Source organism: Effusibacillus dendaii (assembly GCF_015097055.1).
GTDB classification, from domain to species: domain Bacteria; phylum Bacillota; class Bacilli; order Tumebacillales; family Effusibacillaceae; genus Effusibacillus; species Effusibacillus dendaii.
Genome location: NZ_AP023366.1, coordinates 472,501 through 488,936, shown reverse-complemented (window position 1 = coordinate 488,936; position 16,436 = coordinate 472,501). Strand labels below are relative to the sequence as shown.

Below are 16,436 nucleotides of genomic sequence, written 5' to 3'. Positions count from 1 at the left end.
TCCTGAACGATCACCACCTATCCGTTGCCGGCAAACCGAATCGGGTCCACAAAGCGGTGTACATACCGGGGAAGATCCTTGTTGTAGGGCAGTCTTGTCAACAGCACAGAATATTTTTCCGCATCGTTTGGCCGGTAAATATCGGCGCGCAAAATCGTGCCGTCCCTCATTGGGCAAGGTACGTTTTTCTCTACCAAAACTTGCATGGTATCCAATCAATAGGCCTCCTTTACGACTTGACCGGATTTTTTCCGATTGTATGAATTGCGTAATTAATCTGACTATATTCCATATTCGCTTCTAATATCCTGCGTCCCGTATCGAATCAGTACCGAAAACAGTGATGTAAAATCTGATGGGGCCAATGCAAAAAACTGACCTGTTTCAGGTCAGTTCGAATTGTTGTGTCCGAGTTTAGTACATCATCTGCAGCTGGCTCTTCACATTTTCATCCTCTAAATACTCATCGTACGTCATCACTTTATCAACCAGACCCTTTGGCGTAATTTCAATAATCCGGTTGGCAATCGTCTGCACAAATTGATGGTCATGGGAGACAAACAAAAGACTTCCCGGGAAGTTTATCAATCCGTTGTTGAGTGCGGTGATCGATTCCAGGTCCAAATGGTTGGTCGGTTCATCCAGCAACAGGACATTCGCGCCTGTACACATCATCCTGGCCAACATGCAGCGAACTTTCTCGCCTCCGGAAAGAACATTTGCTTTCTTTAGCGATTCTTCACCGGAGAACAACATCCGTCCCAGAAAACTCCTGATAAATGTTTCATCCTGCTCTTTCGAATATTGACGCAGCCAATTGACCAAATTCAAATCAGTTTGAAAGTATTCGGCGTTATCTTTTGGAAAATAGGCTTGTGTCGATGTGATTCCCCATTTGAATTTCCCGGAATCCGGCGTCAATTCGCCCATCAACGTTTTGAACAGCGTCGTTTTCGCCATTTCATTCGGCCCGACAAAAGCGATTTTGTCCCCTTTATTGACAGTAAAGCTGATATCGTCGAGGATTTTCTCCCCTTCTACCGTTACCGTCAAATTGTTTACGGTCAATATATCATTTCCCGCTTCGCGCTCCGGTTTAAAATCGATGAACGGATACTTGCGCGAAGACGGCTTAATGTCATCCAGGGTGATTTTTTCAAGCTGTTTTTTGCGGGAGGTTGCCTGTTTCGATTTGGAGGCATTGGCGCTGAAACGCCGGATAAATTCCTCCAGTTCCTTAATCTTCTCTTCCTTTTTCTTATTGGCGTTTTTCGATAATTGCAAAGCCAGTTGGCTCGATTCATACCAAAAATCATAGTTGCCTACATACAACTGGATTTTTCCAAAATCGATATCGGCAATATGTGTACACACCTGATTCAGAAAATGCCTGTCGTGCGAGACCACGATCACCGTATTCGGATAATCCAAAAGGAAATTCTCCAGCCACTTGATCGATTCCATGTCCAGGTGGTTGGTCGGCTCATCCAACAACAGAATATCGGGATTGCCAAACAACGCCTGCGCCAAGAGCACACGCACTTTCTCACTGCCGTCCAGTTCTTTCATCTTTTTCGAATGAAGCTCGACAGGAATGCCCAGTCCCTGCAATAAATCGGCCGCTTCCGGTTCGGCCGACCAGCCGTTCAAATCAGCAAATTCGCCTTCCAATTCGGCCGCACGCATGCCATCCTCTTCGGAAAAATCGCCTTTTGCATAAATGGCATCCTTCTCTTCCATAATTTCATACAGCCGTCTGTGACCCATAATGACCGTTTTCAACACTTCAAATTCATCAAATTCGAAGTGATTTTGTTTCAAAATCGCAAGCCGTTCACCGGGGGTAATCAGAACTTCCCCGTGAGTCGCCTCGATTTCACCGGAAAGAATTTTCAGGAAGGTTGATTTGCCGGCCCCATTGGCTCCAATCAATCCATAACAGTTGCCTGGCGTGAATTTTATCGTTACATCTTCAAATAATGCCCGTTTTCCATATCGAAGCGTAATGCCGTTTGTGCTGATCAATCAAACAACCACCTTTTTTGAAAATAACCCATAACTTATTTACTTTACCATGAAATTTCGGCAGTGTCATGAAATAGGGCAAAAATAAAAGAAAGGCCCGTTCTAGCGGACCCTCCCCGGATTGGATGAATGCGAACCTACCGGCTGTTCTTCTTGCCCGTTTTGGCCAAGCCGTTAGATTTCGGTTTTGCCTGGAATGGCTTCTGATCCACAAATTCACCTTTAAAAAGCGTTTTCTTTCGAATCGGAATCCCGAGGTGTTTGCCAAACTTTTTTAACAGCCCTTCCTGGTTTTCCGTAATGATGGAAATTACCGTTCCGGCTGCCCCCATCCGGCCCGTCCGGCCTGATCGATGTATGTATTGATCCGGCGTGTCCGGCGCATCAAAATGAATGACATGAGTAATTCCTTCAATATCCAATCCCCTGGCGGCCAGATCGGTCGCAAGCAGCAACGGGAACTTGCCTGCCCGGAAGTTTTTCATGATTGTCTCCCGTTCCGTTTTACTGCGTTCGCCGTGTAAAACTTGCACAGGTATCCCTTTATATTCCAGTTTTGCGGCCAGTTCGTTAAAATCGCTGGTGCCGTTGACAAAGGCAATCGCCTTAGAAGCACCCATTTTTACAACTCGGCGCAGCAGATCAATCTTTTCTCGTTTCTCACAGATCAGATAGATGTGTTCGACTGGCGAAAAAGCAAGGTTCGCCCGGCTGACCCGTATCACTTCCGGCTGTTTCATCATGTGTTTTCCTGTTTGCTCGACACGGTCCGTAACGGTGGCGGAGAAAAACAAGAGTTGACGGTCTTTCAGTGTAGTTTTGACCACTTCTTTGATCGTGTCGAGCAGATGCATCTCCATCATCTGGTCCGCTTCATCGACGACAATCGTTTTGACTTCATGCATTTTCATTTTTTTCACTTTGATTAACTCTTGAATGCGCGCAGGCGTTCCTGCGACAATCTGCGGGTGTGTTTTTAATTTCTCGATTTGCCTTTTTATATCCGCTCCGCCAACCAGGGCGATTCCTCTGATGCCACCTTTTTCGGCGAACTTTTGTATCTCTCCCTGAATCTGCATGACCAATTCGCGGGTAGGAGCCAGAATGACAGCCTGGATATCCTTTCGATCCGGATCCATCCGTTCCAATACAGGCAACAAATAGGTAAGCGTCTTGCCGGTACCGGTAGGTGATTCTGCGATTACATCCTTTCCTTCCAAAATCAGCGGAATCGATGTCTGCTGGATTTCTGTAAAGGAAGCGAAACCGGATTTTGTCCAGGTTTCCTGCAAAAATGGTTTCATTTCGGTTATCGAAAACATATTGTTCATCTTTCAATCTCCCTGCGAACCCCTTGTTTAGCCCAGGCTTCCACATTCCATTCTTCCGTAATCCAGTCTTTGTAAAACTCCGGTTCGTGGGAAACGAGCAGAATAGTGCCTTTATAGTTTTTCAATGCAATGGCCAACTCTTCTTTCGCCTCCACATCCAGATGGTTGGTCGGTTCGTCCAGCAGCATCCAATTGCTCGGCGTCAGCATCAGTTTGCAAAGACGCACTTTTGCCTGCTCGCCCCCTGACAACGCAGACAACTTCGATGTGATATGTTCGTTGCCGAGACCGCAGCGAGCCAAATTCGCCCGTACCTCCTGATTGGCAAGATGCGGGAAAGATTCCCAGACATCTTCCAGCGCTGTTACATTTTTAATGATTTTGCTCTCCTGTTCAAAATAAGCCGGATGCAAATAGTCACCTAACTCAACAGAACCGGCCAGCGGCTGTAAAATCCCCATCAGCGTTTTGAGCAGAGTCGACTTGCCCATGCCGTTGCAGCCGGTGATCGCAATCTTCTTGCCTCTTTCCACCGAAATGGAAAGTTCCGGAAGCAAAGGGAACGAATAGCCGATCTGCAGGTTTTTGGCAGTGACCACTTCTTTTGAAGACAGTCGCGCTTCCGCAAACTGGAAGGACGGCCGCGGGTAGGTAACGGGCCGTTCGATTCGTTCCATTTTGTCCAGCATTTTTTGCCGCGATTTGGCCCGTCCGGACGTTGCCGCCCGTGCTTTATTGCGTGCGATAAAATCTTCCAGGCGGGAGATTTCATCCTGCTGGCGTTCATACGCATCTGCGTGCTGCTGGCGTTTCTGTTCATATACTCGCAGAAACTGCTCGTAATCTCCCGCATAAGCGGACAGTTTGCCGCCCTCCAGATGATAAATCCGGTTGACCACATCGTTCATAAACAGCGTATCATGTGAAATCAGCAGAAAACTGTACGGATATTCCTGCAGGTAGCGGGTTAACCATTCGATATGTTCGGCATCCAAATAGTTGGTAGGTTCGTCAAGCAGCAGCACATTCGGCTTTTCCAACAACAATTTGGCCAATAATACTTTTGTCCGCTGGCCGCCCGACAAATCGTTCACATCCCGGTCAAGACCGACTGCGGTAAGGCCCAACCCTTTTGCCAACTCTTCAATTTGCGCATCAATCATATAGAAACCGCTGAGATCCAATCGTTCCTGGACTTCACCCATGTCCTCAAGCAGTTTTTCCAATTCTTCAGGCGATGCGTCCGCCATTTTTTCAGCGATTACGGTCAATTCCTGTTCCAATTCAAACAACGGACGGAAAGCATCACGAAGAATGTCGCGGATCGTTTTGCCGGGTGTCAGTTTCGTATGCTGATCGAGATAGCCGACAGTTGCCCGGGTGGACCATTCGATTTTGCCTTCGTCCGGTTCGATCGTTCCTGTAATGATATTCATCAGGGTAGACTTGCCAACTCCATTGGCGCCTACCAGTCCGATCCGCTCACCGCGCAGCAGGCGAAATGATATTTTCGTAAACAGGGTCCGAGCACCAAACCCATGGGAAACGTCTGTTACAGTTAAAATACTCATGCCGACCCTCCGTTTCTATCAATAGGCACAACTTATAATTATATCATATCTGCTGATTCGGAGGTAAAATTTATCGGAATGACTTGTTTATCTTTCGCCATGATGCGGATCGATTGCCGCCCCGACCGCGTATCCCAGGAAAGCCAGGATCACTCCCGCTGTGTAACTGATTGCCAGGTACCAAATGAGCGCTTTCCATTGTTTTTTCTCGCCGAGTTGTAAAGACTCCCATTTGAAAGTGGAGAAGGTCGTAAAAGCGCCCATAAATCCGGTTCCAAATAAGAGGCTGACGGCAGGCGCCCATCTGCCGCCGGTTATCAGCCCCAATAAAAAGGATCCCAGCAGATTCACAAATAACGTACCGTAAGGGAACACAGAGGGAAACCGCTTGCCAAACCATTGGCTGGCTATGTACCGGGCGACCGCTCCGAAGAAACCTCCCGTTGCCACCAGTAAAGCGTTAACGATCATGCCGATTCCGCCTCCTTCGCCCTTTTTTGCAATTGGGACCGGGCAATTCTGCAGCCGACCCAAGCCATCAAGAGTCCTCCCCATAAGCTCAATAGAACATAAAGCAGTGCAACGCCCCATAGATCCCGTTTTAACAGCTCCACCGTCTCCAGACTGAATGTCGAAAAAGTGGTGAACGAACCAATCAGCCCTGTTCCAAATCCAAGACGAATCCATGTCTGGAAGGAACCCGGTTTCAAAAGCCGTGTCGTAATCCATGCCAGAGCCACACACCCGATCAAGTTGGTCAACAGCGTCCCTAAAGGAAACGGAGATTGCCACCAAAAATGAACGTAGAGACCCAGCAAGTAACGCAGCAATGCTCCCAAAATACCTCCTACTCCGACAATCAAGTAGGGCACAGCGGCCACCTCCCCTTTCATGCAGCACTAAAAAACAAATTCCTACCAGCAAGAGACTGGTAGGAGTCATTAGCCAAACGGCGGTTATGGCGAACTCCATCGCCTATCCATTTGATTGATCTTTCATTGATTTAACCCCAGTATATTGTAAAAAATCGACATGCGCAATCTGCATCTTCGTTTGACGTCTAGTGGTTCAGAGTCCTCGCCAGTTCGATAAAAAACGGGAGCGATTCCGGATTTCCCATCGAGTCGGGATTGACCGCTTTTTCAATCGGAAAACCGAGCAGGATTTTACGGATTGGCACTTCCATTTTCTTGCCGTTTAATGTTCGGGGTATTTGTGAAACTTGATAGATTTCGTCCGGAACGTGGCGCGGTGAAACAAACTGGCGAACCCGGTCTTTGATTGTTTTTTTCAACTCTTCCGTGAGGGAAACGCCTTCTTTCAGCACCACAAAACAGGGTAGGAATGATTGTCGGCCCAAATGTTCCAGATCCACCACCAAACTGTCGATCACTTCGTCAACACCTTCAACAGCCTGATAAATCTCACTCGTTCCCATCCGAACGCCCTGCCGGTTGATGGTGGAGTCGGAACGTCCGTAAATGACGCAGCCGCCGCCTGATTTGATTTTAATCCAGTCACCGTGCCGCCAGTAACCGGGGTACATGTCGAAGTAACTTTCCCGATAACGCGTTCCGTCAGGATCGTTCCAAAAATAGACCGGCATTGTCGGCATTGGCAGCGTAATCACCAGTTCGCCCACTTCATCCACAACGGAATTTCCGTTATCATCAAACGCTTCTGCCTTCACGCCGAGCACCCGGCATTGGATCTCGCCTGCCCGAACCGGAAGCGACGGAGTTCCACCGACAAAAGCGGTGCATACGTCGGTGCCGCCGCTTGTCGAGTTCAGCCACAAATCCTTTTTCACGTGTTGATAGGTCCAGTGAAATCCGTCGGAAGTGAGCGGCGCGCCTGTCACGCCGATTCCTTTCAATTTGCTCAAATCATACTGATCGCCAGGACGGATGCCCGATTTCATGCAAATGCTGATAAACGCGGGACTGATTCCCATAAATGTAATGCCTGATTTTTCAGCGAGTTCCCAAAGAACATGCGAACCCGGATAAGCGGGGCTTCCGTCATACTGGACTACGGTCGCGCCAACCAGCAGTGTGCTGACCAAATAGTTCCACATCATCCAGCCGGTTGTCGTAAACCAGAAGAAACGGTCCTCCGGGGTCAGTGCGTTTTGAATGCAAAATGTGGTCAGATGCTGCAGTATAATGCCGCCTTGCGGATGTACAATCGCTTTTGGGATACCGGTGGTTCCGGACGAGTACAAAATCCAGAGCGGATGGTCAAACGGAAGCTGTTCATAAGCTAGCTCCGCTTTTTCCTCCAGAAGATCCGGGAACAGGACTGCGTTTTCCAATCCGTCCGTGTTCGAATGCTCGTGGAGATACGGAACGAAAATCGTCTTTTGCAAGCTGGGGAGCGATTCTTGCAGTTCTGCCACAACCGATTTTCGATCAAATGATTTGCCGTTGTAACGATATCCGTCTACCGCGAAAAGCACTTTCGGTTCGATCTGTTTAAACCGGTCAACAACGCTCGGGGTTCCAAAATCAGGCGAGCAGCTTGACCAAATCGCGCCAATGCTGGCACATGCCAAAAAAGCGATGATTGCCTGCGGGATATTCGGTATGTATCCGACGACCCGATCCCCCGGCTTTACGCCATATTCACGCAGCGTTTTCGCAATGGAAGCTGTTTTTTGTTCCAGTTCCGCCCAGGAGATTTCGGTGAGTGGAACATGCTCCGATTGGAATAAGACAGCCGGCTGGGTGTCCCGCACATTGCGAAACACATGTTCGGCGTAGTTGAGCCTGGCGCCGGTAAACCACTTGGCTCCGGGCATCACACGTTTTTCCAGCACTGCCGGATAGGCCGTGGATGACCGGATATTGAGGTATTCCCAAACGCTCTCCCAAAAATCTTCCAACGAATCGACTGACCAATTCCATAACGAATGGTAGTCCGTAAAGATCAGACCTTTATTTTGAGCCAGCCAGTTGATAAATTTTTGCACGCCTGATTCGTTTACCCGGTCTTCACTCGGTTGCCAAAGTACCGTTCCTTCTGTGAGTATTGTCATTTGATCACCTCATTATGATTCGATGATTGCCATCGCCCGGATCTGTCCTCCTGTCGCTCCCAGATACGGAATCGGAGCACCGGAAAACAGGAATCGGGCTTTCGGAATTTGGTCGATATGCACAAGATTTTCAATGATGGCGATAAAATCGGAGTTATCGAGTCCAAGGGAACGCGGCCGCAAAAAATTCATATGCACCGGATGCGCCATATCATGTGCATCCAGATTGCAGGAATCAATCCCGACCGTCCTGACTTTTTTCTCACGCAGCCATTCACCGGCGTCTTTCGCCAGTCCCATAAAATGGGTCGAGTACTCCGCCGGATCTGTAACGGAAGACCAGCCCGTATGAATCAACACGATATCGTTCGGAAGAATGGAAGCGCCGGAACGAAATTCCGCCTCTTGCAAATCTTTTGCGGAAATCTGTCCTTTCGGTTTGAATTTATGGGAAACATCGAGCCAGATCGCGTTCCCAAACCCGCATTCAAGCGGCATGCGGTCAATCGTGTAACCGCTTTCAGGATCCGCATGAAAGCAGGAATCCATGTGAGTTCCTGTATGACCGCATACAATAATCTGTTCGTTTTGGAAGGATACGCAATCGTCAGGATCATATGGATTGGGATATTCCAACCGTTTCCAAAAGTCGTGACTGCGTGTTCCCGACAAAAATACAGGCGACTTGCCATGCGCCGGATGTTGCGCCATTCCTTCCTGAATGACTCTCGTCAAATCAATGATTTTCATACGGTTCCTCCTTGCCCGCCTAAAGATTGCGACTAGTTTAATCATAACAAGAGTTTTGAAAATTCGCTAGAAACAAAACAAAACCGACCCTTCCTGGAGTCGGTGAGCTTGTCCTCTTGAATCGAATCATACATGTACAAGTTAGGATGATTTGGGATTTTTGTTTTTGTCGATAGATTGCTTGATTTCCAAAGGAAAATGTGAAAAGGCGGCCGCCCGTTGCGCAAAGTCGTTGATCGTTTCGATGAGGCTTGCATTCTCTTTGACCACCTGGTTGTATTGTTCCTGCAGGTGGTTGTTTTTTGTACGTTCTTCCCGCAATTTGCTTTCCAACTGATCAATTCGATGCTGGCTCTCCGATCGCACCCGGTTCAGATCCACCATCAACTGTTTGTTAGCCAATTCTTGTTCGCGCAATACATTTTGCAATTGCTGATATTTGCTTGCGCTGTCCTCCCGAAACTCTTGGAATTCATCGTTCAGTTGATCGTTTCGGATTTTGCTGGTCAGCAGTTGTTCTTTCAACCGTTCCACTTCTGTTTCGAGATTTCCGATTTTCTCCAGTAAATACTCTTTTTCGTTTGTAAGATTGCGAACATGTTCTTCCGAATCGTAAAATTGCTGTTCCGTTCCCCGCAATTGGTTGGCGATTTCCTGCCGGGATTGCAGCAATTCCATAAACGACTCAAAGCATTTGGTAGCGACTGCATCCGTCAATAATTGGGTGTTTATCTCCTCATAGTCGGAACCGTCATCTGGTTTATTGGAATTCGTCTGATCTTTTTTGATGAGAGAAGTTACTTTGCCAATGTCTTTTATTTTCGATATTAGCATTCTACCACCCAACCCTTTCTCGGGTCTTTCCCTTTTAAAAATTATATTTTAAATTCCGACATTCTTCAACACATTTTGCTTCTGGATTCTATTTTCTACCAAAGCAACTCCCCCTTACGCTTTTACGGGAGAAAATGGTATGATCAGAGAGATGTGTTTGAAAATTCACGACTTTGGAGGAAACCCAGTTGAAACTTTATCTGGTTCGTCATGGTGAATCTGAGCATAATGTGGATCGTTTTCGAATGGCGGAAATTCACGATTCCAAGCATAGCCTTACCGAATTGGGAGTCAAACAGGCGCAGTTGACCGCCCGATTTTTAAAAGATCTTCTGCAAGGAAGCACCGTATTATATGTATCGCCTTATCGGCGCACGATGCAGACAGCCAGAGCGATTCACGCACTGCTGCCGGAATCTACCCCATTCTTTGAAAATCCACTGCTTCGCGAATGGGAACTGGGAAATTTATACGATTTCAACAACCGCACACCGGAGGCAAAAAGAGAGTTTAAAGCGGCAGGTCCTTTTTATTTTCGGTATCAAAACGGGGAATCGCTGGCGGATGTGTATCTTCGCTCTGCTATGTTCATGCATACCGTTGTAAATCCTCTTATCCAGCGACAACGTTATGAAAATATGGTTGTCGTAACCCATGCCGCTTTTATTCAAACGATGCTGGCCTTTTTGATGAATTGGCCGGTCGAACAACTGGAGGGCTTTCAACCTGTCGAAAACGCATCTGTAATCGCCGTGCAGGAACAACAGGGCGAGTATCAGTACGAGAAGATTTTTGTGCCTGTTGTTACGGATTAAAGGATTTCCAGAGAGAGCCTTGTGTGTCGATGATATTTTTTAATTCATCAAATGAGATTTTATATTCCGGAAACCCATACGCATACGGAGTGTGCTCATAAGGATAGAAATATACCACCACACCGTCGTCTGTCACATAAAAACCGTCTTGTTCCGTGACACCCGGAAACGGCTTGAAAATATCCAGGCGGTGGTCCGTATCTTTCGCCCGGACCAAATCGCTGAGCACCTTCAGATACTCGCTGTTTTCTTGAAACAGATCTTTCATTTGATAGGTCTCTCCTGTTTCCAGATTGACCATTACCGCTTTCCGGTCCGGCATGCCGTGCGCGCCCCCGGTGTACACATAGCTGTTAAACAGGAACGTGACCAAATTTCCTTTTTGCAATTTGACTTCGTAATTGGCCGTATAGTCAACCAGATTCGGGTCGTTCTGGGTATATTGCGCCTGTTGTTTCAACAACGCGTTGATTTTATCCTGTACCTGCTGATCGGGCAATCCATTGATGTGAGGATAAGAGATTTTCAGCCGGGAATCTTCGGATTGCCAATCGATCTTCTGAATGGTTACATTTTGCAAAGGGCCGCTTGCGGCGATCGTACGGCTGCCAATCTGGATAGCCTGATTGCTTTCGTCATAATCAACCGGAAGTCCCAGCAGTTTGGAAAGGAACCGAATGGATACATACGCTCTCCCGTTATAGGCAAGTGAAACGGGTGAGTTTTGCTGGAATGATGAGTTCGAGTAGTCGGGCGGTGTTTTATCGATCCCGTTCACTACAAATTTGTACGCGCCAGAAACAGCCTCTATATGATCAGCGAAAGCAACTCCGCCAATGGTTAACAACACGCCTGCCGTAAAACTGGCTGCCATTTTGGCTCGTATCCTGTTTGTGGACATGTTTATTCCTTTCCTCCTGTGTGGTCGTGTAAGACCTGATTTACCTTCTCTTTTAATTCGTTGGAAAAGGTGTACTGACCTGCTTCAACGGCAGACGATACATGTCCGGTTTTGGTAGCGCCTACGATTGCGGAAGTGATCTGTGGGTTGCTGAGTACCCAGGCAAGGGCAAACTGGGCCACTGTGAGCCCACTTTCCTCCGCAACAGGACGCAGCCGCTCCACTAACCTGAAGTTGTTAGGGGTAAACAGCTTATACAGGTTTCGTTCACCGTGAAACGCGCGGCTTTCCTCCGGCACATCATCTGAGCTTTTGTATTTTCCTGATAACATGCCGCGTGCCATCGGACTGTACACGATCACACCGACATTTTCAGACTGGCAAAAGGGAAGCAGCTCCGCCTCAATATCTCTCACCAATAAACTGTACTGGGGTTGGACCGATACAAATTTTTCGAGATTACGTGTTTCACTGATCGCATAGGATTTTGCGATTTGCCAGGCGGCAAAGTTGGAACAGCCGATATATCGGACCTTCCCTTGACGGACCAAATCGTCCAGCGCCCGCAGGGTTTCTTCCAGCGGTGTGCGGGGGTCAAAACGATGCACCTGATAAAGGTCGATATAATCGGTCTGCAAACGGCGCAGCGACTCTTCCGCCTGATGCATGATATGAACCCGCGACAAACCGGATTGGTTGGGACCATACCCCATCGCCAATCCTACTTTGGTTGCCAGTACGACATCGTGCCTGCGACCTTTTAAGGCGCGGCCTAAAATCTCTTCGCACTCGCCGGTACCAACGGGCTGCTCTGCATCTTGCCCTTTTCCATAGAAATTCGCGGTATCGATAAAGTTAATCCCATGTTCAAGCGCTTGCTGCAAAATTGCATTTGACGTTTTTTCATCAATCCACCTGCCAAAACTCATGGTTCCCAGGCATAATGTGGATACCTGCAATCCCGTTCTGCCCAATTTTTTATAATTCATCCGTTTCTTCCCCCCTTTTAAAAATCAACAACCATCACCACAAGATGTTTCGGGCCGTGCACACCTTTCACAATTTCGAGGGCAATATCGGCACTCGTGGTGGGACCGGAGATAAAATTGGTGTACGACGGCAGCGTGTTTGTTTCCGTCATGCGATGCATTTCCTGCATAATCCCGGACCACCTTGCATGAATTTGCTCCTTTTTCACAAAAACCAGATGGGTTTGCGGCAGAAGGCTGACAAGGCGTCCTTTTCCGGCACGGTTCTGCAAAACGATCGTGCCTGTTTCCGCACAAGCGGCATCTGCCCATGTAATACCCAATTGCGAAGCTTCCACCTGCATCGTCAACTGACGTTGGTCGTTTTCTCCTGACCAACGGGTGCATGCAATTCCCTGCTCCGCGAAAAACGATTCTAACTGCAGGTCGTTCAGTCGCGGATCGTCCCATATGGCCACTCGCTTGACAGCTCCTTTTTCAAGAACTGTTTGCAGCTCCTCATACATTTGGTTGCGGTCGGTTACTACGATCACTTTGGCAGATTGGGATGTCAACGCCTCCTGAAAAATCCGGCAAAAATCATCTGCCGTTTTCCCTTCACAATAGGAATCCCAAGGATTCGTCCGATAATTTAGTTTCACAATTTGGCTTGCATGACGTCTGGGCCGTCCCAACCGGGCTGCTACTTGATCGAGAAATTGCGGCTGTTCCATCAACGTTCTCCCCCTTTGTGCTGTCTCCACCAGTCGCGAAACGTCTGTTTGGCGGGTTCTGGCAAGTCCCGATTCTCCTGCCATGCTTTCATCGGACCGGCTGCAGATGACAAAAAGGGCAACCGGGCTGCTTTTTGCCCCATTTCATACAAAGAAGGATGGGCAGTGGCCGTTCCAAACAAATGGGCCACCATTCGTTCCGACCATGTATCTTCTGAAGTTTCCGTCACATCGTGACGCAGTTCAATCAGATACTCGTGGAGCGGAATCTTGACTGGACAGGCTTCGGTGCAAGCTCCGCACAAACTGGAAGCAAAGGCAAGTTCTTTCCACTCCGGCAAATTTTCCATCAGAGGCGTAATGACTGCGCCAATTGGACCGTTGTAGACGCCCCCGTAAGCATGCCCGCCGATGTGCCGGTACACGGGGCAAACATTCGAACAATTCCCGCAACGGATGCAGTTTAACGCCTGTTGATATTTGGTTCCCAGTAGTTTGGAACGGCCGTTGTCAACAATCACCACATGCCACTCTTCCGGTCCATCCAGATCATTTTCCCGTTTCGGGCCATGTATGGCCGTTGCGTAACTGATCGTTCTTTGCCCGGTGGCGCTTCTTGGCAGCAGACTAATTAACACGTCCAATTCCTCCCAGCTTGGAACCAGACGTTCCATTCCCATCACCACCACATGCACACGCGGGAGAGAACTGGTCATTTCGACATTTCCCTCATTGCTGACAATCACAACCGAACCGGATTCGGCCACTCCGAAATTGCAGCCGGTAATTCCCATATCCGCCCTGAAAAATTTGTCCCGCAGATATTCCCGGGCAAACCGTCCTAACTCTTGTGCATCGGCCGGCAAAGTTTCGCCCGCTTTTTTTGAAAAAATCTCGGCCACCTGCTGTTTTGATTTGTGCATGGCCGGTCCGACAATATGTGACGGTCGGTCGTTGTCCAGTTGTATAATAAATTCCCCTAAATCTGTTTCGAATACTTCCACCCCGATATCCTCCAACGCGCCGTTCAGGTGGATTTCTTCCGTCACCATCGATTTGGATTTGACCACCGTTTTGACCTCGTGTTGTTTCGCGACCGATTGAATATAGCGGTTTGCCTCTGCAGCGTCAGCGGCAAATGCTACATGGCCGCCATTTTTTTGAATGTTTTCGGAGAACATTTCCAGGTAGGCGTCCAGATTTTCAATCGTATGGGATCGGATTTGCGCTGCCCGTTCCCGCCATTCCTCTACATTGCCAAGTTCCTCGAAAATGTTATTGCGCATCGCCCGGAAATAATCCTGCACTTTGCCCACAACGTTTCGTCGGTACGCATCCTGCAACCCCTCTGATACTCTTGTCCGGAAGGTTTGATTCGGCATCGACATCGTCTCACCCCTTTTGATTCGCTAGCACTTCTGCCACATGCAGCATGCGAATACCATTCCCTTGCCGCTTCGCAAAACCTCCGATATGCATCAAACATCCCAAATCAGACGTGATGACCAAATCGGCTCCGGATTCGTTGATATGTTTTATTTTTTCACTCGCCATGGCAACTGAAATTTCCGGCATTTTGACCGAAAAAGTGCCGCCAAATCCACAACAATCTTCCTGATTCGGGAGTGGTTCGATTTGCAGTCCTTCCACCTTGGACAAAACCTGCAGCGGTTCGTTGATTAACCCCAAACCACGACCCATATGACAGGATTGGTGGTAGGTAGCTTTCGCCGGGAAGGAGGCCTGTAACTGTTCGAGGCCCAGCACATGAACGAGAAACTCGGAAAACTCATAGACGCGCTCCGCGACCTGTTCCGCCCTTTTTTTCCAGTTTGGTTCATCTTCGAACAATTTGGGATAATGCAGCCGGATCATACTGGCGCAGGAGCCGGATGGAGCAATGATATACTCTTCGTTTTCGAATACTTCGATGAAATGTTTAGCCGATTTTTTGCTGTCTTCCCAATATCCGCTGTTGAACGTAACCTGTCCGCAACAGGTTTGATCCGGCGGAAACACGACTTCTACTCCCTGTGATTCAAGAACCTGCACCACACTTTTGCCGACGTCCGGAAAAAACACATCGGCCAGGCAGGTCACAAACAAAGCAACTTTCATGTCAATTACCCCCTTTTTGCAAACTTTTTTGCTTTGCGAACTCTTTCTTTGCCTTGCTTACTTCTTCTTCCTACATTCGAAATCCTCTCGCAACGTTTTCCCCGTACCGATATATGGATATGCAAAAAAGCAATCAGGTACGCCGTCAAGCGTTTCCTGATTGCTTTTTTACAACGACCTCACATTGTTTTTCCAAAGGTTGAATGATGGCTGACATATCCAAATCGGCCAGCCCTTGTTCCACTGCGAGATTTAACACCTCTACGGCGCTGTTTCCGGTGCGCGGCTGCAGACCGATTTTGGCAAACAATTCGATTGCTAGATTGACATCTTTCAGAACGTATTTGAGCGCCCCGCCCGGTTCAAAATTGCGCGGCAGCACATACGTTTCCATATGGCGTCGCAGCATGCGGCTGTCTCCGTAACTGGTCCGCAAAATATCATATAGCTGCTCGGCGCGAAGTCCCAGTGCCACACCGGTCACCATGGCTTCCGAAGCAGCCAGCGAATGAGCCGCCACCAAGTATTGATTGATCAATTTGGCCACACTGCCAAGCCCCGAGTCCCCCAGATATTGAATGTTTTGACCCAACACATTCAATATCTGCGATACCTGTTCAAAAGCGGTCTTGTTGCCGCCCACCATAATCGTCAACGATCCCTGTTCGGCTCCCTCCGGTCCGCCGCTGACAGGTGCGTCCAAGTAATCGATCTGTTTGGCTTTTGCCTGGTTGGCTAAGTCTATGCTGGTGTCCATCCCGACTGTTGTAAAATCAATGCATACCGTTTGCGGTCTGCTGTTTGCAAGTATTCCATCCGGTCCTTCATAGACGGCCTTCACATCACTTGGCATCGAAAGACAGGTGCAGATCACATCCGACTGTTTTGCAAGTGAACTGATGTCGGATGCGGCAGTCGCACCTTGTTGTAGAATCGGTCCCATTTTTTCCGGGGTGCGGTTATAGACGATCACCTCATAACCCGCGTTAAGCAGCCGTCTTGTCATACGGGATCCCATAACCCCAAGACCGATAAACCCAATTCGTTTCCTGTTCATTTACACACCTCTTCGCGCTAAGTCTACCGCATCTGCCAGCCATTTGAAACTTGTATCGCTCGATTCTTTCGGCGTATATTCCAAGCCGATATACCCTTCGTAACCTATCTCTTTCAAAAAACGGAAAATATTTGGATAGTTGATTTCTCCAGTACCCGGTTCGTGTCGTCCCGGATTATCGGCAATTTGAATGTGTCCTATCGCATCTTTATATGTTTGGTAGGAAGCAATGAGTTCTCCCTGAATCCGTTGCATGTGGTAAAAATCGTACTGTATCTTTACATTTGGCATGTCC

The 16,436-nt window shown here is 48.2% G+C and carries 17 protein-coding genes and 1 riboswitch (1 of these 18 running past the window's edge); of the genes, 1 reads left to right on the top strand and 16 read right to left on the bottom strand.

The features are described 5' to 3' along the window. Positions 1–17: 17 nt before the first annotated feature. The 9 genes from skT53_RS02560 to skT53_RS02520 form a co-directional block, all read right to left on the bottom strand. A complete protein-coding gene (locus skT53_RS02560) occupies positions 18–206 on the bottom strand; it encodes a CocE/NonD family hydrolase (protein ID WP_226375398.1) in 189 nt (62 codons plus the stop codon). Between the two features lie 208 nt (positions 207–414). Further along, positions 415–2,025 carry an ABC-F family ATP-binding cassette domain-containing protein gene (locus tag skT53_RS02555; protein WP_200759628.1) on the bottom strand — a complete coding sequence of 537 codons (1,611 nt, stop codon included), beginning with the start codon at positions 2,023–2,025 and terminating at the stop codon, positions 415–417. 137 nt (positions 2,026–2,162) lie between these two features. Continuing rightward, positions 2,163–3,347, bottom strand: coding sequence for a DEAD/DEAH box helicase (locus skT53_RS02550; RefSeq protein ID WP_226375397.1), 1,185 nt, complete (start codon positions 3,345–3,347; stop codon positions 2,163–2,165). Positions 3,348–3,352: 5 nt separating this feature from the next. Next, positions 3,353–4,927: an ABC-F family ATP-binding cassette domain-containing protein gene (locus skT53_RS02545; RefSeq protein WP_200759626.1), complete on the bottom strand. Its 1,575-nt coding sequence runs from the start codon at positions 4,925–4,927 to the stop codon at positions 3,353–3,355. Positions 4,928–5,014: 87 nt separating this feature from the next. Continuing rightward, positions 5,015–5,398: a fluoride efflux transporter CrcB gene (crcB, locus tag skT53_RS02540; RefSeq protein WP_200759625.1), complete on the bottom strand. Its 384-nt coding sequence runs from the start codon at positions 5,396–5,398 to the stop codon at positions 5,015–5,017. Further along, complete coding sequence (gene crcB, locus skT53_RS02535; RefSeq protein ID WP_200759624.1) at positions 5,395–5,820, bottom strand: fluoride efflux transporter CrcB; 426 nt, start codon at positions 5,818–5,820, stop codon at positions 5,395–5,397. The genes crcB (skT53_RS02540) and crcB (skT53_RS02535) overlap by 4 nt, the downstream gene beginning before the upstream one ends. Before the next feature lie 32 nt (positions 5,821–5,852). After that, positions 5,853–5,912: riboswitch (Fluoride riboswitch) on the bottom strand. 75 nt (positions 5,913–5,987) lie between these two features. Continuing rightward, complete coding sequence (locus skT53_RS02530; RefSeq protein WP_200759623.1) at positions 5,988–7,964, bottom strand: acetoacetate--CoA ligase; 1,977 nt, start codon at positions 7,962–7,964, stop codon at positions 5,988–5,990. Positions 7,965–7,976: 12 nt separating this feature from the next. Next, positions 7,977–8,714 carry a cyclase family protein gene (locus skT53_RS02525; protein WP_200759622.1) on the bottom strand — a complete coding sequence of 246 codons (738 nt, stop codon included), beginning with the start codon at positions 8,712–8,714 and terminating at the stop codon, positions 7,977–7,979. A 141-nt stretch (positions 8,715–8,855) separates the two neighbouring features. Beyond that, positions 8,856–9,548, bottom strand: a complete 693-nt coding sequence (locus skT53_RS02520) for a hypothetical protein (RefSeq protein WP_200759621.1) — start codon at positions 9,546–9,548, stop codon at positions 8,856–8,858. 188 nt (positions 9,549–9,736) lie between these two features. On the opposite strand from skT53_RS02520, the gene skT53_RS02515 reads away from it, so the two are divergent. Then, positions 9,737–10,363 (top strand): histidine phosphatase family protein, encoded by a 627-nt coding sequence (locus tag skT53_RS02515; RefSeq protein WP_200759620.1) that lies wholly within the window; start codon positions 9,737–9,739, stop codon positions 10,361–10,363. Here the strand turns inward: skT53_RS02515 and skT53_RS02510 are convergent. The 7 genes from skT53_RS02510 to hyi form a co-directional block, all read right to left on the bottom strand. Next, the gene (locus skT53_RS02510; protein WP_200759619.1) at positions 10,353–11,264 is read right to left on the bottom strand and encodes a DUF3298 domain-containing protein; all 912 of its coding nucleotides are present in this window, start codon (positions 11,262–11,264) and stop codon (positions 10,353–10,355) included. The two genes, skT53_RS02515 and skT53_RS02510, sit on opposite strands and share 11 nt — an antisense overlap. A 2-nt stretch (positions 11,265–11,266) precedes the next feature. Beyond that, positions 11,267–12,253, bottom strand: coding sequence for an aldo/keto reductase (locus skT53_RS02505; RefSeq protein ID WP_200759618.1), 987 nt, complete (start codon positions 12,251–12,253; stop codon positions 11,267–11,269). Between the two features lie 17 nt (positions 12,254–12,270). After that, positions 12,271–12,966, bottom strand: coding sequence for a LutC/YkgG family protein (locus tag skT53_RS02500; RefSeq protein ID WP_200759617.1), 696 nt, complete (start codon positions 12,964–12,966; stop codon positions 12,271–12,273). Next, complete coding sequence (locus tag skT53_RS02495; protein ID WP_200759616.1) at positions 12,966–14,354, bottom strand: LutB/LldF family L-lactate oxidation iron-sulfur protein; 1,389 nt, start codon at positions 14,352–14,354, stop codon at positions 12,966–12,968. The genes skT53_RS02500 and skT53_RS02495 overlap by 1 nt, the downstream gene beginning before the upstream one ends. Positions 14,355–14,358: 4 nt before the next feature. Continuing rightward, entirely contained in the window at positions 14,359–15,084 is a 726-nt protein-coding gene (locus skT53_RS02490) for a (Fe-S)-binding protein (RefSeq protein WP_200759615.1), read from the bottom strand. Positions 15,085–15,229: 145 nt separating this feature from the next. Beyond that, on the bottom strand, positions 15,230–16,141 hold the full coding sequence (locus skT53_RS02485) for an NAD(P)-dependent oxidoreductase (protein WP_200759614.1): 912 nt from the start codon (positions 16,139–16,141) through the stop codon (positions 15,230–15,232). Further along, positions 16,142–16,436: the final stretch of a hydroxypyruvate isomerase gene (gene hyi, locus skT53_RS02480; protein WP_200759613.1), read on the bottom strand. The gene runs 503 nt beyond the window's last position; the window shows 295 of its 798 coding nt (coding positions 504–798); its start codon lies off the right edge, out of view; it ends in the stop codon at positions 16,142–16,144. It abuts the gene before it with no gap.